This window comes from Dactylosporangium cerinum, assembly GCF_042653625.1.
Taxonomy (GTDB): Bacteria; Actinomycetota; Actinomycetes; order Mycobacteriales; family Micromonosporaceae; genus Dactylosporangium; species Dactylosporangium cerinum.
Map to the genome: position 1 here is coordinate 271,773 of NZ_JBHSIU010000037.1, position 16,979 is coordinate 288,751.

Genomic DNA, 16,979 nt, shown 5'->3' on the forward strand with positions numbered 1-16,979 from the left:
ATCGATCCGAAAGGCACCACAACCGTGCGCAGACGCTCAGCGTTTTTGTTGGCAGCCGGCCTGTTCCTCGCGGCGTGCGACCCGAACCAGGGGCCGGTCGTGATCTCCCAACCGGCACCGTCGTCGGCCGCACCCTCGCAGCCGGCACCACCGGCGCCGTCCTCGGCCGCGCCACCCGCGTCACCTGTGCCGACCGCGACGGCCGCACCGGTCAAGACGTTCACCGACAAGCCGCCGCAGGCGCAGTACCGCGAGTTCCACGCCAACTGCACCGAGACGCACCGGCTCAGCGACGACCCGATCGTCTTCCCCGGGCTCGCCGGCGCCGCCCACAACCACACGTTCGTCGGCAACCCCGCCTCGAACGCGACCTCCACGCCGCAGAGCCTGCTGCGCGGCAGGACGTCCTGCGAGGACACGCTCGACGCGTCGTCGTACTGGTTCCCGACCCTGACCCAGAACGGCACCGTGGTGAAGCCGGAGAAGGTGACCATCTACTACAAGTCGGGGGTCAAGGACTACCGGACGGTGCAGCCGTTCCCGGCCGGGTTCCGCCTCATCGTCGGCGACATGAAGCTGCAGGACTCCGCGCAGTTCAGCGGTACCTGGAACTGCGGGGACTATGTCGGCAAGGCCATCCCGCCGGCGTGCCCGGCCCGGTCGTCGCTCATCGTGCGGATGCAGGCGCCGAGCTGCTGGGACGGCCGCAGCCTGGACAGCGCCGACCACAAGTCGCACGTGGTGTGGCCGGTCAACGGGGTCTGCCCGGCCGGCAACCCGGTGCCGCTGCCGATGTTCGAGATGAAGGTCCCGTACAAGCTGCCCGGCGGCAACACGTCCGGCCTCGCGTACTCCTCCGGCAACGGCTCGTCGTTCCACTACGACTTCATGAACGGCTGGGACGCGTCCCGCCAGGCGGCTCTGGTGAGCCACTGCATCAACGGCGGCCGCCAGTGCAACGGTTTCGGGGTGGACCAGCACAAGCCCTAGGAAGCGAGTCCTTCGGTATAGGCGAGGATCACCAGCTGCACCCGGTCCCGCACGCCGACCTTCGCGATGGCCCGCGTCACGTGGGTCTTCGCGGTCAGCGGGCTGATGAACAGCTCCCGGGCGATCTCCTCGTTGGACAGCCCGGCGGCGACCAGGCGGACCACCTCGACCTCCCGTGGAGTCAGGACGGCGAGCCGGCCTTGAGACGGTGCCGGCCCGGCGGCCGGGCGGTGTGCGAACTGCCCGATCACCCGGGCCGTCACGCTCGGCGACAGCAGCGCCTCGCCGGCCGCCACGACCCGGACCGCGCGGCGCAGCTCGTCGGGCTCGACCTCCTTGGTGAGGAAGCCGCTCGCGCCGGCCCGCAGCGCCGCGAACACGTGCTCGTCCGTCTCGAACGTGGTGAGGATGACGACCCGGGTGCCGGCGAGGTCGCGGTCCGCCACGATCTGCGCGGTCGCCGCGATCCCGTCCAGGCCCGGCATCCGGATGTCCATCAGCACCACGTCGGGCCGCAGCCGCCGGGCCTCCCGGACCGCCTCGTCACCGGTGGACGCCTCACCGACGACGGTGAGGTCCCGGGTGCGCCGCAGCAGGCTGCTGAATCCGGCGCGGACCAGGGCCTGGTCGTCGGCGAGTAATACGTGCACGGTCATGACGGGATTGTCGCGTGCACGGCGAAGCCACCGGCACCGTCCGTCGTGAGCGAACCGCCCAACGCCTCGACCCGCTCCCGCATCCCGGTCAGCCCGTGCCCTTCCGGCGCGGTGGACCCCTGGCCGTCGTCGGCGACCGTGACCTCGGTCGTCGGTCCGTAGTGGACGGTGACCGTGACGGTCCGCGCCGCGGCGTGCCGCACGGTGTTGGTGAGCGCCTCGCGGACGATGAGACCGACCGCGGTGCGCACCGGCAGCGCCGCGTCGGCACCCTCGACGTGCAGGTGCGCGTCGAGCCCCGCGGCCCGGACCTGCGACACGAGCGCCTCCAGGTCGAGCGGTTCGGCCGTCGGCCGGCGGTCGTCGCGGAGCACCCCGACGAGCGAGGACAGGTCGCCCATCGCCTTGCGCCGCACGTCCTGCGCCACCCGCAGCGCGTCGCGGGCCTCGTCCGGCGCCGTGTCCAGGGCGTCCGCGGCCACGTTGAGGTGCACCCCGACGACCGCGAGGGTGTGCGCCACCGTGTCGTGCACCTCCCGGGCGACCCGCAGCCGTTCCTCGGCGCGCTGCTGCTCGGCTTCGGCGTGCTGCTGCTGGAGCTCGGCGTGCTGCTGCTGGATGGCCGTGTGCATCCAGCGCCGCCAGTTGCCGATCGCGATCGTCACCGCGAGCGCCGCGATCAGCCACAGCACGTCCGGGCCGACGCCGGCGATCGCCCGGCTCGCGCTGTGCTGCAGCACCGCCCACTCCAGAGTGAACGCCCAGACGGCGTGCACGGCCGCGATCCCGACGACCAGCCGCAGCCGCGGTCGCGGGCCGATGACCACCGACACGTACAGCAGCGTCACCGGCCACAACCAGCCGCCGGTGGTGAGCTCGGCGATCCGCATCGCCACGACGCTGCAGATCCCGGTGACGAGGCCGGTGAGCGGCCACTTGACCTGCGCCCACACCAGCGTCGCCAGCCAGGTCGCGAGCGGTAGCGCCCCCGCGGCGAGGTCGCCCCCGCTGCCGCTGAGCACGGCGATGAACGTGACCGCGGCGAACGCGGCGACCATCTGCAGTTTCGTCATGCCGTCGAACGGTAGGCGTGGCATCGGGCCAGGTCGTCGTCCGCGCGGAGGCACCGTCTCGTACACCATATGGAGTATCAGGCAGCAGGCTGATGTATCGACGGTGCCATGGCTAACGTTGCCGCCCATGGAGCACCGCTGCGGCAAGCATGCCGTCCTGGCCAACCCGGCGTCGCGCATCCCGGTCTGGATGGAGTGCGCCGTCCACCGGTACACCGGCTACCAGATCGACCGCCGCTTCGCCGTCGTTGTCGCCCTGGAGTTCTCCTACGAGGAGACCGCGTCATACGAATGGATCATCGAGCACGGCATGCTCTAGTTCGTGTACCCCGGATAGAGCAGCGCCAGCTCGTCCGGGTACGTGGCGATCAGCCGCAGCTCGTCGTCGGTCAGCGGCCGGCCCGTCGCCGCGTTGCACAGCTGGACGACCTTGAACGTCAGGTCCTCGTCCTTGACGTCGACGCCGAGGTCGTCCATGACGTGCCGGAAGCCGGCGAGCCCGCCGTACTCGCCGGTGAGCACCAGCCGGCCGGACCTGGCGTGCCGGTCGGCGGGGAACGGGCCGAGGGTGTCCTCGTCGTACAGCTCGTAGTTGCGATGGTCCTTGAGCGCCCCGTCGGCGTGGATGCCCGACTCGTGCGCGAACGCGTTGACCCCGACGCCCGGCTGGTGCTGCGGCAGCGGCTGGCCGAACGCGTACGACGCCCAGGCCGCGAACCGGCGCGCCCAGGTCAGGTCGATCGGATCGCCGATGGTCGCTTGCTCCGGCACCCCGAATCCGTGCTGCAGCGCCAGGATGGTGGAGATCAGGTCCGCGTTGCCGGACCGCTCGCCGATCCCGTTGACGCACGTGTTGATCCACGCGTCCTGCCCCGCCGCCAGGTCGCCGAACGCGCCCGCGAGGGAGTTGGCGACGGCCATGCCGAGGTCGTTGTGGCAGTGCGTCTCCACCGGCATCCCGGTCGCCGTCGCGAGGGCGGCGAACCGGTCCCCGATCCGGCCGGGCGTGTCGCCGCCGATGGTGTCGCAGTACCGGACCCGGTCGGCACCCGCCGCACGGGCCGCGAGCGCGAACTCGGTGAGGAACCCGTCGTCGGTCCGTGACCCGTCCTCGGCGTTGACCCCGACCGTCTGGACGCCGGCCTGCTTCGCCGCCTGCACCGCGGCAACCATCTCCCTGATGACGGCGTCGCGGTCGAGCCGGCCCCGGAACTTCCCCCGCAGCATCTGATCCGACGTCGAGATCGACAGGTTGTAGTGCTCCAGGCCCAGCGGCGCGGCCTTCTCGACGTCCCCCTGGACGGCCCGGCACCAGCCTGACAGCCGCAGGTCGTGGAACGCGCCGGCCTGCTGCAGGGCGAGCTGCGCCCGCACGTAGGGCACCTCGTGGAACAGGAACGGGAAGCCGATCTCGGACTGGGCCACGCCCAGCTTGGCGAGGTAGAAATTGACCATCGTCTTGCCGAACTTCGACAGCCCGGTCCGCGCCGTCTGCACCCCGTCACGGTTGGTGACGTCCAGGAAGTGAATCTGTGGCATGCCTCGAGGTTGACCGTTGCCCGCATTGTGTGTCAATGTTGACGAAAATCAAGTAGGAGGTGCCGGTGGGCAGGTGGATCGGGGCGGACGAGGCGTCCCGCCGGCTCGGTGTGAAACCCGCCACCCTCTATGCGTATGTCAGCCGCGGCGTCCTGGCCCGCCGCAAGGGCGACGACGGACGGAGCGTGTTCGACTCGGAGGAGATCGAGCGCCTCGCCCTGCGCGGCCGCCCCCGCCACCGCCCCGGCGCCGCGTCGGAGCTGGTGATCGAGTCGGCGGTGACCCTGCTGGGCCAGGACCGTGCCTACTATCGCGGCCGCGACGCGATCGAGCTCGCCGCGACGGCCACCTTCGAGGCGGCCGCCACCTGGCTGTGGACCGGCGACCTCTCGCCTGCGGTTTCGTCTGCCGGGCCGGCGCCGGCTTCCGGGTGGGCCGCCGATCCGGTCGCGGTGGCGGTGGCCCGCGCGGCGCAGGACCAGCTCCCGCCGGGGGTGCTTCCGCTGGAGCGGCTCCAGGTCATCACCACGACGCTCGCCGCCGCCGACCCGGTCCGCCTGACCCTGGACCCGGAGGCGGTGACCCGCACCGGCCAGTCCCTGATCGCCGGCCTCGTCGACGCGCTACCCACCCCTGCCACTGCTGCCGCCGCCGTTCCCGGGACCGGGCCCACTCCCGCCGTTACCGGCGCTGGGTCCAGTGGCGCTGTTCCCGGCGCCGGGTCGGCCGTCGCCGACGGGGGTGCGATCGCGTGGCGGCTGTGGGAGAAGTTCGCCGGGCCCGACGCCGATCCCGCGCTCGCCGACGTGCTGCGGTTCGCGATGGTGCTGCTCGCCGACCACGAGCTGGCCGCCTCGACCCTCGCCGCCAGGGTCGCCGCCTCGGTGCGCGCCGACCCCTACGCCGTCGTCGCCGCCGGCCTCGGCGTCACCAGCGGCGCTCTGCACGGCGGCGCCTCCCTCGGCGTCGAGGCGATGCTCGCCGAGGCCACCGACCCGTCCCTCGCCGCCGCCGTGATGGGCCAGCGGCTCCGCCGCGGCGAACGCATCCCGGGCTTCGGGCACGCCGTCTACAAGTCCGGCGACGCCCGCGCCACCGCCCTCCTCGACCGCATCCGCGCCACGACCCATCCCGGCCCGTCCGCCCCTACCCCGGTCGCCCGGGCTCTTGTGGACCCGGCCACAGCGGTGGCCATCGACCCGGTCGCTGCGGCAGTCACCGGCCCGGTCACGTCGGTGGTGACCGGCCCGGTCGCCCCAGCGGTCACCGCCCCGGTCGCTGCGACGGCCACCGGCCCGGTCGCCCCGGCGGTTACCGGCCCGGTCGCTGCCCCGGTCCGCGCCGGCCGGGTCCGCCCACCACATCCGGCGCTCGCCGTCGCCGACGCGATCCTCGTCGAGGCGCGCCGCCGCCACCTCCCGCACGTCAACGTCGACTTCGCCCTCGGCCTGCTGACCACCCTGGCCGGCATGCCCCGCGGCGCCGGCGAGGCGATCTTCGCCGTCGCCCGCACCGCAGGCTGGCTCGCCCACGCCATGGAGGAGTACGCCCACCCGACCCGCCTGCGCCTACGCGCCTCGTACACCGGCCCGCTCGCCTGATCGAACAGCTCCGGCCGGGCACGACCAGACCCGCCCTTCCGTCCCGTCTCCAGAAACCCGCACCACGGCCGGACCACGGTCAGGGCCGGGCGTCGGGCTGCGGGGAACGGTGCGGGGCCGGTTGGGTCAAGGTGGCCGGGGCGGCCGGGCGGGGAGCACTGCCGGTGGTGATGAGCAGGAGCGCGGCGATATACGTGGTCATGACGATCAGGTCGCGGCCGGCAAAGTCCAGGTCGGCGGCGCCGAGGCCGATCAGCAGGTCCGACAGCAGGAACAGAGCCGCGCCCGCCGCGACGGTCCGGGACACGCCCGCCGCGGCGGCGGCCATGGCGCTCAAAGCCAGGCTGTACACCAGAATCGGGATGCGCAGAGCACCCAGCGACGGCCACAGCAGGACGTTGAGCGCCGCCCACAGCACGCCGTAGCCGATCGCCGCGGGAAGCAGCAGGGGAGCGCGGCGGCGGAAGGCGAGCAGGAAGCAGATCTGGGTGCCCAGGAAGCAGGCCATGCCGAGCAGGAAGGGCACGAGGCCCGGCACGAGCAGGGCGACGTCGCCCGCGAAGGCGAAGACCAGGCCCCACCCGATCAGGGACATGCCGGCCTGGCGGTAGAGGTACCAGAGCAGCAACGGGGCAAGGAGCGGCTTGGCGATCCACTGCAACGGGTGCCAGGCCAGGGCGACGCCGGTGAGCTCAACAGCGGCGGCGACGAAGAAGAGCCGCAGGGGGAGGCTCATGAGGGCTGCCAACCGGGGCGGCCGAACACGAAGCGCAGGCGGTGCCGCCAGCTGGATGCGGTGCGCACGTCGCGCCAGATGTCGCGGTATTCGTGGGTGGCGACGCGCAGGGGGTTGTAGGTGCCGATGTTCTTCGTCAGGCCGTAGCGGACGCGGGCCTGTTCGGGTTCGAACGTGCGGAAGAGGCGGTCCCAGATGATGAGGATGCCGCCGTAGTTGCGGTCCAGGTATTCGGGGTTGGCGCCGTGGTGGACGCGGTGGTGCGACGGGGTGTTGAAGAACCACTCAAGCGGCGGCCACAGGCGGTTGACCCGTTCGCTGTGCAGGAAGAACTGGTAGGCGAGGCTGATCGACTGCTGCAGGAACACCATCCACGGCGGGATGCCCAGCAGCGGCAGGAACAGCCAGAACGGGGTGCTGGTCATCGGGGTCCAGCTCTGCCGCAGGGCCGTGGACAGGTTGAAGAAGACGCTGGAGTGGTGCACGACGTGGCCGGCCCAGAAGATCCGGATCTCGTGATGCAGGCGGTGGAACCAGTAGTAGGCGAAGTCGTCGGCGAAGAACAGCAGCGCCCAGGTCCACGGGCTGTGCGGGTCGAGCTTGAGCGGGGTGAGGACATACAGGCCGGCGAAGGCGAGGGCGACGAGGATCTTCCACGGCACGCCGATGATCTGGCTGCCGAGACCCATGGAGAGGCTGGTGCTGGTGTCGCGGACCTCGTAGCCGCGTTCGTCGTCGTCGGGCAGGAAGCGGTAGGAGATCGCCTCCATGACGATGAGCAGCAGGAACGCGGGCACGGCGTAGAGCACGGCGGGGATCATGCTCGGGTTTCCTTCCGGGACAGCAAGGGGGCGGTGAGCAGGGCCTGGGCTTCGGCGAACGCCGCAGCGGAGGCGCCGGCGGCGATGTGCGCGGCGAGCCGGCGGTGCCCGGCGACGTCGAGCAGTTCGGCGGTGCGCAGCGTGGGTGGGACGTGACCGACGGCGAGCGCGCCGCTGACGAGGCTGTTGAAGGCGAGGAGGTACGCGGTGTTGCCGCTGCCCGCCACGACGGCCCGCCACAGCGCGACGTTCGCCTCGCCCATGCGGTCCAGGTCGGGGGCGGCGCCGGCGAGTGCGTCGACCGCGGTGATGACGGTTTCCTTGGCGGCGGGGGCACCGCGAAGCGCGCACAACCTGGCCGCGTCGGCCCCCAGGCAGGCACGCATCTCCATCATGTCGCGCACAAGGGTGCTGACCGGCAGGATGTCGCCGCTGGACATGGCGGTGGACATCGCCAGGTCGAGGCCGGCGTGCACCCGCCAGTCCAGGACCCTGGTCGCGCCGCCCTGGCTGACCTTGACCAGGCCGAGCTGCTGCAGCCGGCGCAGCGCCTCGCGCACGGCGTGCCGGTTCACCTCGAACGTCGCGGCGAGCTCCCGCTCGCTCGGCAGCGCGTCCTCGGGCGCGTAGGCGCCGCTGAGGATGGCGTCGCGCAGCTGCGCGAAGACGTGGTCGGACACGGAGCTGCGGGGAGCCGGCGTCAATGTCACGCGGCGACTGTCTCACACATCAACTGGTTGGACCAGTACTCGGTCAAAGTGGGAGCGAAGCGAGCATGGGGGGTGTGGGGAGGCGCAGCCCCCCACGGAACCGCTGGCGAAGCCGTCGGAGCTGGGAACTGTCAGTCGGTGAGGCTGTCCACGATCTTCTGGGCCGTCGTGGCGTGCTTGGCGTACGCGCTGGCGAAGGCGCTGCGTTGGACCGCCTGGGCGGCGCCGGTGACGCTCATCGACTGCCAGCCGGAGATCTTCACCAGCTTCGCGTAGAACTTCGCCGACGCGAACGCCGGGTCCATCAGCTGCTCGACCGTGCCCCAGATGCTGACCCGCTGCTGGAAGATGCCGAGCGAGTCGTAGTTGGTCCCGGTGCCCTCGTGCGGGAGCTTCAGCGACGCCGGGACCTTCGGGTTGGCCAGGTTCTTGAGGTACGTCTCCTGCAGCGCGGTCGCGATCGCCACCACGTACGCGCGCTCGGGCAGGCCCAGCTGCCGGCCGACCTCGATGACGATGTACGCGTTGTTGGTCGCCGCCTGGGTGAGCCCGGCGACCGGCTTCGGGACCAGCGACGCGCCGGGCGCCGAGGCCAGCTCGACCCCGCGGGCCGCGTTGGCCCGGGCGTGCGTCTCGTAGAACTTGGCGGCGTCGAAGGAGGTGTCGTCGGTGACCGCCGCCGGCTCGTTGGGGAAGATCGCCCACGAGACACCGACGCTGATCAATGAGGCGACGAGGCTGACCGCGGCAAGCAGCGCCATCCTGCTGAAATGCAGGCGACGTGCGGCAGCGGGCCTACGCCGGGGGGTGGCGCCACGCACCGCGACAGCTTATGGACGCGGCGCCCCGTCCGGAAGACGTCTTAACAAAACCTAAGGAACGCTGATCAACCCACGTCGCTTGAGTAGTGGCTCGATCAACGGATCGCGACCGCGGAAGGCCCGATAGACCTCCATCGAGTCGGCACTGCCGCCCTTGGCGAGCAGGCCGTCACGGAACGTGTCCCCGAGTTCCCGGCGCAGCCCGCCCTGTTCGGTGAGCCAGTCGACGGTGTCGGCGTCGAGCACCTCGCTCCAGATGTAGGAGTAGTAGCCGGCGCTGTACGCGGCGCCGCTGAAGATGTGCGCGAAGTACGCGGTCCGGTACCGCGGCGGCACGAACGGCACCGCGACGCCCGCCCGTTCCAGGGCCGCGGCCTCGAAGGCGAGGACGTCGGTGACCGCCGCCGCCTCCTCGACGGTCAGCGTGTGCCAGGCCAGGTCGAGCAGCGTCGCGGCCAGGTACTCCGTGGTCGCGAAGCCCTTGTTGAACTGCTCCGCGGCCTGGAGCCGGTCGACGATCTCCTGGGGGAGCGGCTCGCCGGTCCGGTGGTGCGTGGCGTAGTTGGCCAGGACCTCCGGCCAGAGCATCCACACCTCGTTGACCTGCGACGGATACTCGACGAAGTCGCGCGGGACCCGGGTGCCGGCGAACTTCGGGAAGTGCACCTGCGAGAAGAGGGTGTGCAGCGCGTGACCGAACTCGTGGAACAGGGTCCGGACCTCGTCGAGGGTGAGCAGCGTCGGCTCGCCGGCCGGGGCCCGGTTGACGTTGAGGTTGTTGACGACGACCGGGGCCGTGCCGAACAGCCGCGACTGCGGGACGAGGGCGTTGGCCCAGGCACCGCCGCGCTTCGACGGGCGGGTGAAGAAGTCGCCGATGAACAGGCCGAGCGGGCCGCCGTCCCGGTCGAAGACCTCGAAGACGCGGGCGTCGGGGTGATACGCGGGGAGGTCCGGTCGCTCCTCGAACCGGATGCCGTACAGCCGGCCGGCGGCGAAGAAGACCCCGTCGCGCAGCACCCGCTCCAGTTCGAACCAGGGCCGCAACTCCGTCTCGTCGATCGCGTAGCGGTCCCGGCGGATCTGCTCGGTGTAGTACGCCCAGTCCCACGGCTCGAGGGTGAAGGCCTCGCCGATCGCCTCCTGCAGGTCCTCGGCCTCGATCCGGGCGTTGGCGACCGCGGCCGGGGCCAGCTTCGCCAGCATCTCCTGGACCGCCCCGACGCTGCGGGCGGTGTTGTCGGCGATGTTGTAGGCCGCGTGGTGCTCGAAGCCGAGCAGCCGCGCCCGCTCCGCCCGCAGGCGCACGATGCGCAGCACGGACGCGGTGGTGTCGTGCTCGCCGCCGCTGGAGCCGCGCCCGACGGAGGCGGCGTGCAACCGCTCCCGGACCCCCCGGTTGTGCAGCGCGGCCAGGGCCGGCTGGGCGGTCGGCAGGATCAGGTTCAGCGCGTAACCATCGGTGAGGCCCCGGTCGCGGGCAGCGACCTCGGCCGCGGCGATCGCGTCGGCGGACAGCCCGGCCAGGTCCTCCGCGTCCTGCACGACGACGGCGCTGGCCTTCATCTCGTCGCGGACGTTGTTGCCGAACTCCGTGGCCAGGGCCGCGAGCTCGGCGTTGAGCTCCCGCAGCCGGACGTGCTCCGGCTCGGACAGCCGGGCTCCGGCGCGGACGAACTCGGTGTGGTACCGCTCGAGCAGCCACGCCGCCTCGCCGTCCAGGGCGAGGGTGTCGCGATCGGCGTACAGCTGCTCGATCCGGGCGAAGAGCCGCCGGTCGAGCATGATGGCGTCGCCGTGCGCGGACAGCAGCGGCACCACCTGCGACTCGATCTGCTGCAGGTCGGGGCTGGTGTCGGAGCTGGTGACGTTGAAGAACGCGGCCGACACGCGCTGCAGCACGCGACCGGAGCGCTCCAGCGCCACCAGGGTGTTCTCGAACGTCGGCGGCTCGGGCAGGCTGGCGATGGCCTCGACCTCGGCGCGCTGCTCGGCCATGCCCCGCTCAAACGCGGGCAGGTAGTGCCCCGTCTCGATGCGGTCGAAGGGCGGCAGCTGGTAGGGCAGGTCACTCGCGGCGAAGAACGGGTTGTCCGTGGTCACCTACCGACTGTATCGGGACGTCCGCGCGCTGACCGCCCGTCAGGCCGTGACGGGTTTCCGTCGCCGCGCCCACACGAGGTGGACCAGCAGCACGATCCAGGACACGGCCTCGACGGCCAGCGCCACCCGGACGCTCCAGACCTTCCAGGGGGTCACGGTCGCCAGGCCCGGCACCGCCACGGCCGGCCGGACCCGCACGGCGTCGTCGTCGGGGACCGCCACCTCGCCCCACTCGCCGGGCCCCGGGTACGGCGGGATCACCTGCCAGAACGAGACGACCTCGACACCGTCGATCTCGCCCGTGAATGTGGCGCCGAACCGCGACCAGTGGCCGGTGCACTTCGTGGACCGGGTCTCCGGGCTGCCGCTGTACCTGACGGAGCAGTGCTCGACCGTCGCCTGCGTCGAGTCGCCCGGCACGAGCCCGGTCGCGGCGAGCCCGCCGGCGAGCGCCAGCCCGCCGACCACCACCCTGAACCACATGAGCTGCAAGGTAGTGGAGCCGGGGATTTCCGGCTGTCCCGTGCAACCGAACCGGTGGCCGGCACCGTGAGTACCGCATGACGGATCGGGACACGGCGTTCGCCGAGTACTTCGCCGCGCGGTCGGGCACGATGCGCGGCACGGCGTACCTGCTGTGCGGCGACTGGCACCGGGCCGAGGACCTCACCCAGGTGGCGTTCACCAAGCTGTACCTGGCGTGGGACCGGGTGAGCCGGCACGAGGCGCTCGACGGCTACGTCCGGCAGACCCTGTTCCGGGCGTTCCTGGACGAGCGACGGCTCGGCTGGTGGCACCGGGTCCGGGTCACGGACGTTCCGCTCGACGGCGCCACGCACGACGGGGCACCCGACGAGCGGATCGCGATGCTCGCCGCCCTGGCCCACGTGCCCGCCCGGCAGCGGGCGGTCCTGATCCTGCGGTACTGGGAGGACCTGTCCGTCGAGGCGACGGCGGCCCTGCTCAGCTGTACGACCGGCACCGTGAAGAGCCAGGCCGCGCGGGGGCTGCAGACCCTTCGCACGCACCTCGAAAGCAGCCCCGTGCGAACAATGAGGAAGCAGACATGAACGAGGACGACTTCCGGGTGTCGCTGCGCGACGCCCTCGACAGCTCCACCCCGCCGCCGCCCATGTCGCCGGCCGCCGCGGTGACCACCGGCCGCCGGGCCGTCCGCCGCCGCAACGTCGTCGCCGGTGGCGCCGCGGTCGCGGTGACCGCCGTCGTCGTCGCGGTCGCGGTCGGCGTGGCCGGCGGCGGATCCGGCTCCGCGGCGCCGCACCAGGTCGGCGCGCCACCGAGCGTCGCCGGCACCGCCGGCACCGCAGCCAGCGCCGGTGCGACCGCCGGCCTCACCCCACCGGCTCCCGGCGACACCAAGGAGGTGTTCCCGACCGGGGCCGACGGCCAGCCGCAGCAGGACCGCACCGCCCGCGCCGGGCACAAGTTCGACCAGGGTGAGCAGCTCATGAAGGACCTCCTGGCGATCGTGCCGGCCGGCTACACGGCGCTGGACAACCCCGGCACCGACCAGCTCGTGCCGTCGCGCATGTCGCAGGCCCAGTTCGAGAACAAGGTCGGCGGCAAGGACGCCTGGTCCTATCTGGCCACCACCCAGATCGGCAAGAACGGCGGCGTCGGCCAGCTCCTGGTCACGGTGTACGAGCCGGGCCTGATCGGCGCGTCGGGTGACATGTGCGCGGTGGCGGGCGCGTTCTGGACCGCCCCGGCGACCTGCAAACTGGTGACGACCACGGCGGGCGTCACCGTCGGTGTCGCCACCGGCACGTCGGACGGCTACGACCAGTGGGCCGCCTACCGCCACGCCGACGGCACCGTGGTGTTCCTCGCCCAGGACAAGGCCGACGAGCGGCCCGGCGGCGGCGACAAGGCGCTGGCGGCGCTACCCCTGCCCGAGGACCGGCTCGCCGCCCTCGTGACCGACGAGCGGTTCCACGTCAAGGCCTCGTGAGGGCGCGGAGCTGGGCGGCGCGAGTCGCCCAGCTCCGTAGGCCAGCCCCGCACCCAGCGTGTTGATCAGGATGTCGTCGGTGGCGCTGACCCGGCCCAGATCCAGCACGTACTGCAACACCTCCACGGTGGCCGACCCGAGCGCGGCCAGGAGCAGCACCTGCCACAGGTGCAGCCGCCAGCGCAGCGGGGCGAACGCGCCGAACGCGGCGAAGACGAGCAGGTTGCCGACGATCTGGACGGTGGCCGTGCCGAATCCGCTGGACAGCACACCGTCCAGGCCGGCGACGGGGTCGAGTTGGATCCGCCGGTCCGCGGACGACGGGGTCAGGATCATCCAGATCCACGGCAGTGTGCCGGCGACCGAAGCCACCAGTCCGAAGGTGCGCCTCCGGTCGGGGGAGTTGCGGCGGGCGAGCAACCACCAGAGCGTGCCGGCCGCCGTGAATGCGGCGAGGACCGTGATCCACCGAAGCATCAACGCGTTGCCCTGGCCGGGGTGGCGGCGGTCAGGCTGTCGGCCAGGACGGTGATCTCGTCGCCGGGGCAGTAGTCGAAGCGGATCCGCACCTCGTCGCCGGTGAGCACCTCGACCGGCTCGCGCAGCGGCACCACCAGGTAGTTCATGGTCCAGTCGATGCTGCCGGGCGGCTCGTACAGCAGCGACAGCAAGTTCTTCGTCACCACCCGCACGGCGTTGACCAGGGCCGGGCGCTCCGCGACGAACCGCAGGTCGCCGATGCAGTGGTGCGGCAGCGGGTCGGTGTAGAAGAACTGCTGGAACACCTGCGGCGGGGCGGCCTCGACGGTGCGCGGCTGGAGGCTCTCCGGCAGCTGGAACACCGGTGCCGGCACCGTGTAGCCGAAGTAGGTGAAGTCCTGCTCGACCGGCTGGATCGCCTGCACGCACGCCTCGGGCACGAACCGCGGCAGCGGGCCGCCGATGTGGCGCAGGTAGCGGCGTTTGAAGCTGTTGATGACCTCGATCTGCCGCTCGCGGAGCAGCCCCACGTGCAGCATCTCGCAGAGCACCACGTCGACCGGCTCCTCCGGCAGGTAGTCGCGGGCGTCGGCGTGCAGGACGGTGACGGCGTCGCCGACGGTGGCCCACAACGCCGCCTGGGCGGTGGCGAAGACCCGTGGCTCCCGCTCGATCGCGGTGACGGTCCCGCCGGCCCGGGCGGCGAAGTAGGACAGCACGCCGGTCCCGCAGCCGAGGTCCAGGACCCGGGTCCCGGGCCGCACAGCGTGCGCGATCGCGTCGGAGAACGCCGCCATCCGGCGGTCGTCGGACAGCAGGAGCGCCTGATACTGCAGCGGGATCACGTCCGCCGGGAACCCGAGATGTTCCAGATCGAGGTGTTCCATGTGCAAAGCGTAGGCCCTAACGCAGACGCAGGCCGCCCCATCCGGCATAGCCGCCGAGCCGTTGCGTCTCCCGGGCCCGCAGGACGAACCAGCAGGTCGCGGTGAGGGTGGCACCCACGATCGCGTCGACGATGTAGTGGTTCGCCGTCAGCACCACCGCCGCAGCCATCAGCACCGGCATCGCCGCGCCGACCGCCCGCAGCAGCGGACCCCGGGCCGCGGCCAGGATCGCCAGGCCGATGAGCAGGTCCCAGCCGACGTGCAGGCTCGGCATCGCGGCGTACTGGTTGGTGAACATCGTCGGCTGCAGCACCCGGTACGCATCGGAGGACTGCGTCACGGTGTCGGTCAGGCCGAGCCCGGCCAGCCGCGGCGGAGCCAGGGGGAACAGCGTGAAGATGACCAGCCCGATCGAGCCGGAGACCAGCATCGCGTTGCGGGTGCGGAAGTAGATCTTCGGGTTGGTGCGGGCCAGCCAGATCAGGGTCACGACGATGACCGGCCAGTGCCCCCAGATGTAGATCCAGTTGAAGAACGTCGCCACGGCCGGGGTGCCGGCGAAGGTGGACTGCAGCCACCCCTCGTGGAACAGCCCGACGGACCGTTCGAAGTCCACGACGGTCGCGGCGTTGGCCAGGGCGCGGTCCGTCGCGGCCTCCGTGGCGCCGCGGACCCCGAAGTACGCGGCGACCGCCGCCGCGACGATGCCGACCTGCCGGCCGATGCCGACCCGCTGCAGCGCGGGTTTCTCCCAGGTGATGGTCATGACGTTCAGCCTCGTCACTGCGGGGCCACACGCCATCCAGGCGAAACACGGACCGGACCCTGATCTGTGGGGCGGGCCCGGGTCAGGCGATCCCTTACGGGTCGCCCCGAGGGCGCCCGCAGGGCTACGGGATCGCTACTTCTCCCCGATGTCCTTCAGGGGTGTCGGCTTCGCGGTGTTCGGCGGCGCGTTCCACTTCTGCAGCTTGCTGCTGTCGCACAGAGCGGTGGTGAGCTTGCTGACCACCGTGCTGCCCTTGAAGATGTCGTCGGGGGGCAGCTTCTTGTCGTCGAGGTTCGTCGGGCTCAGGCACCGGCCGTAGGTGTCGACGATGATGTAACTCGTGTCGTAGGAGTCGGGGATGTTGTAGGAGATGTCCCACTGGGCGAGGGCCTTCTCCTCCGGTTTGGCGGTGAGCGCCGGGCACGCCTGCATCGTCACGAAGTGCGAGGAGCCGCCCGGCGTGAACGTCGTCAGGCAGTAGGTCTTCTTGTTCGTGCTGTCGTACGTGGTGATCTGGCCGGTGATCTTCCCCTTCTTGTTCGGCGTGACCGGCACCACGAAGCGCTGGTTCCAGCCGACGCCGGTGATGACTGGTGCCTGCTTGCACGGCCACACGATGAGGAACCCGAGCGTCACGTTGAAGTTGGTCACGTCGACGCACCGGCCGAACTGCTGGAAGTTGACCAGCTGGTTGGGCGCGTCGGCGGCGCCGGCGCCCACGGTCGCGTCCGGCGCGAACGTGCGGGTGTTGTCCGCCGATCCGCCGCACGTGGTGAGCTCCATGAACGCGCCCTTGGTGGCGCCGGCCTGTGCGTGCATGCAGAAGTCACCGAGATCGGTGCTGTTGGTCGCGGTGCTGCGGAAGTTGGAGCTGTCGTTGAGGCTCCAGCGCTGGTGGTACGGGATGAGCGGGCTGACGCCGCACTGCTGGAACTGCAGGAGCCTGCCGGTGGCCGGGTTCACGTTCGAGTCGATGCACATGCCCAGTGAGTTCTTGGCGGTGATCGAGGAGACCAGCCGCAGCGTCAGGTCCTTGGTGTAGGCGAATGTCTGCCGCGTGCTGCCGGTGTTGCACGGCTGGGTGGTGACGATCGTGCCGGCCGCGGGCGAGCCGGAGCCGGCGTCCAGGCAGTACGCCCCGCCGTACAGGCGCAGCAGGCCGCCGTCGACGTTCGCGTTGGTGAACCGGAAGACGTAGGTGGCGGTCAGCGTCCGGGTCCGCCGGTCCTTGGGGTCGATCACGTCGGTGGTCTTGCCCGGCTTGTCGGTGCCCCGCGCGGTGATGACGGCGAAGGCGGGCACCGTCAGCAGCTTCGACAGTTTCGTCGCACACGGGACCGGCGTGCGCGTGGCGTCCTGGTATTCGACCGAGACCTCGTAGCGGCCGGGCAGGACGGCGCTCACCCCGGACACCGCGGCGCTGACCGTGCCGCGCAGCGGATCGAGGGCGGGGATGCAGATCAGGTTGGCGATGCTGCCGAGCGACCCGCGGATCCCGCCCATCACGATGTCGATGCCCGCCTGGGCGGCGTGCAGCGCCTTCGCCCGGTCGACCGTCTCCGCGGTGTCCTGCAGCTGGGTGATCACGACCGGCAGCATCAGCGTGGACAGCGACGTCCCGACCAGGGTCAGCATCATGGCAAGGGGCAGCGAGCCCCGCTCGTCCCGCAACCGCCTGAACCAGCTCATGCCGCCGCCTCCGCTGCGCTCCGGCGTCGGCCTGAGCCAGACCTGTCACATGATGAGCGGCCCGAGCCGCTGCGCTGGCCGCTCATGCCGCCACCTCCGCTGCGCTCCGGCGTCGGCCTGAGCCAGACCTGT

General features: G+C 71.4%; 18 protein-coding genes. 5 read left to right on the top strand and 13 right to left on the bottom strand.

The features are described from left to right. Positions 1-45: 45 nt before the first annotated feature. The gene (locus ACFPIJ_RS27870) at positions 46-990 is read left to right on the top strand and encodes a DUF1996 domain-containing protein (RefSeq protein WP_380118912.1); all 945 of its coding nucleotides are present in this window, start codon (positions 46-48) and stop codon (positions 988-990) included. Here ACFPIJ_RS27870 and ACFPIJ_RS27875 read toward each other — a convergent pair. Further along, a complete protein-coding gene (locus tag ACFPIJ_RS27875; RefSeq protein WP_380118914.1) occupies positions 987-1,646 on the bottom strand; it encodes a response regulator in 660 nt (219 codons plus the stop codon). The genes ACFPIJ_RS27870 and ACFPIJ_RS27875 overlap by 4 nt on opposite strands. After that, positions 1,643-2,719, bottom strand: coding sequence for a sensor histidine kinase (locus ACFPIJ_RS27880; RefSeq protein ID WP_380118916.1), 1,077 nt, complete (start codon positions 2,717-2,719; stop codon positions 1,643-1,645). The genes ACFPIJ_RS27875 and ACFPIJ_RS27880 overlap by 4 nt, the downstream gene beginning before the upstream one ends. A gap of 127 nt (positions 2,720-2,846) precedes the next feature. On the opposite strand from ACFPIJ_RS27880, the gene ACFPIJ_RS27885 reads away from it, so the two are divergent. Further along, positions 2,847-3,038, top strand: coding sequence for a hypothetical protein (locus ACFPIJ_RS27885; RefSeq protein WP_203847739.1), 192 nt, complete (start codon positions 2,847-2,849; stop codon positions 3,036-3,038). On the opposite strand, the gene ACFPIJ_RS27890 is transcribed toward ACFPIJ_RS27885, so the two are convergent. After that, entirely contained in the window at positions 3,035-4,258 is a 1,224-nt protein-coding gene (locus tag ACFPIJ_RS27890; protein WP_380118919.1) for a LeuA family protein, read from the bottom strand. The two genes, ACFPIJ_RS27885 and ACFPIJ_RS27890, sit on opposite strands and share 4 nt — an antisense overlap. A gap of 65 nt (positions 4,259-4,323) precedes the next feature. Here ACFPIJ_RS27890 and ACFPIJ_RS27895 point away from each other — a divergent pair, with 65 nt between their 5' ends. Continuing rightward, positions 4,324-5,859, top strand: a complete 1,536-nt coding sequence (locus ACFPIJ_RS27895; protein ID WP_380118921.1) for a citrate/2-methylcitrate synthase — start codon at positions 4,324-4,326, stop codon at positions 5,857-5,859. A 79-nt stretch (positions 5,860-5,938) separates the two neighbouring features. Here ACFPIJ_RS27895 and ACFPIJ_RS27900 read toward each other — a convergent pair whose 3' ends face one another. The 6 genes from ACFPIJ_RS27900 to ACFPIJ_RS27925 all read right to left on the bottom strand — a co-directional run bounded on the left by ACFPIJ_RS27900 (position 5,939) and on the right by ACFPIJ_RS27925 (position 11,533). Next, entirely contained in the window at positions 5,939-6,595 is a 657-nt protein-coding gene (locus ACFPIJ_RS27900; RefSeq protein ID WP_380118924.1) for a lysoplasmalogenase, read from the bottom strand. Then, on the bottom strand, positions 6,592-7,416 hold the full coding sequence (locus ACFPIJ_RS27905; RefSeq protein WP_380118926.1) for a sterol desaturase family protein: 825 nt from the start codon (positions 7,414-7,416) through the stop codon (positions 6,592-6,594). The genes ACFPIJ_RS27900 and ACFPIJ_RS27905 overlap by 4 nt, the downstream gene beginning before the upstream one ends. Continuing rightward, complete coding sequence (locus ACFPIJ_RS27910) at positions 7,413-8,126, bottom strand: FadR/GntR family transcriptional regulator (RefSeq protein WP_380118928.1); 714 nt, start codon at positions 8,124-8,126, stop codon at positions 7,413-7,415. The genes ACFPIJ_RS27905 and ACFPIJ_RS27910 overlap by 4 nt, the downstream gene beginning before the upstream one ends. Before the next feature lie 131 nt (positions 8,127-8,257). Beyond that, positions 8,258-8,887 (bottom strand): hypothetical protein, encoded by a 630-nt coding sequence (locus ACFPIJ_RS27915; protein WP_380118930.1) that lies wholly within the window; start codon positions 8,885-8,887, stop codon positions 8,258-8,260. Between the two features lie 111 nt (positions 8,888-8,998). Further along, entirely contained in the window at positions 8,999-11,050 is a 2,052-nt protein-coding gene (locus tag ACFPIJ_RS27920) for a M3 family metallopeptidase (RefSeq protein WP_380118933.1), read from the bottom strand. A gap of 39 nt (positions 11,051-11,089) precedes the next feature. Next, entirely contained in the window at positions 11,090-11,533 is a 444-nt protein-coding gene (locus ACFPIJ_RS27925) for a hypothetical protein (RefSeq protein ID WP_380118936.1), read from the bottom strand. A gap of 77 nt (positions 11,534-11,610) precedes the next feature. Between ACFPIJ_RS27925 and ACFPIJ_RS27930 the strand changes: the two genes are divergently transcribed. Together ACFPIJ_RS27930 and ACFPIJ_RS27935 are read left to right on the top strand one after the other, a co-directional pair. Continuing rightward, complete coding sequence (locus ACFPIJ_RS27930) at positions 11,611-12,120, top strand: SigE family RNA polymerase sigma factor (RefSeq protein WP_380118938.1); 510 nt, start codon at positions 11,611-11,613, stop codon at positions 12,118-12,120. Beyond that, positions 12,117-13,022 (top strand): hypothetical protein, encoded by a 906-nt coding sequence (locus ACFPIJ_RS27935; protein ID WP_380118941.1) that lies wholly within the window; start codon positions 12,117-12,119, stop codon positions 13,020-13,022. The genes ACFPIJ_RS27930 and ACFPIJ_RS27935 overlap by 4 nt, the downstream gene beginning before the upstream one ends. Here ACFPIJ_RS27935 and ACFPIJ_RS27940 read toward each other — a convergent pair. From ACFPIJ_RS27940 to ACFPIJ_RS27955, 4 genes are all read right to left on the bottom strand, one after another. Beyond that, on the bottom strand, positions 12,954-13,499 hold the full coding sequence (locus ACFPIJ_RS27940) for a VanZ family protein (protein WP_380118943.1): 546 nt from the start codon (positions 13,497-13,499) through the stop codon (positions 12,954-12,956). The genes ACFPIJ_RS27935 and ACFPIJ_RS27940 overlap by 69 nt on opposite strands. Continuing rightward, positions 13,499-14,389 (bottom strand): methyltransferase domain-containing protein, encoded by an 891-nt coding sequence (locus ACFPIJ_RS27945; protein ID WP_380118945.1) that lies wholly within the window; start codon positions 14,387-14,389, stop codon positions 13,499-13,501. The genes ACFPIJ_RS27940 and ACFPIJ_RS27945 overlap by 1 nt, the downstream gene beginning before the upstream one ends. Before the next feature lie 16 nt (positions 14,390-14,405). Further along, the gene (locus ACFPIJ_RS27950; RefSeq protein ID WP_380118947.1) at positions 14,406-15,155 is read right to left on the bottom strand and encodes a phosphatase PAP2 family protein; all 750 of its coding nucleotides are present in this window, start codon (positions 15,153-15,155) and stop codon (positions 14,406-14,408) included. 135 nt (positions 15,156-15,290) lie between these two features. Next, positions 15,291-16,847 (bottom strand): RICIN domain-containing protein, encoded by a 1,557-nt coding sequence (locus ACFPIJ_RS27955; RefSeq protein WP_380118949.1) that lies wholly within the window; start codon positions 16,845-16,847, stop codon positions 15,291-15,293. Between the last annotated feature and the right edge of the window lie 132 nt (positions 16,848-16,979).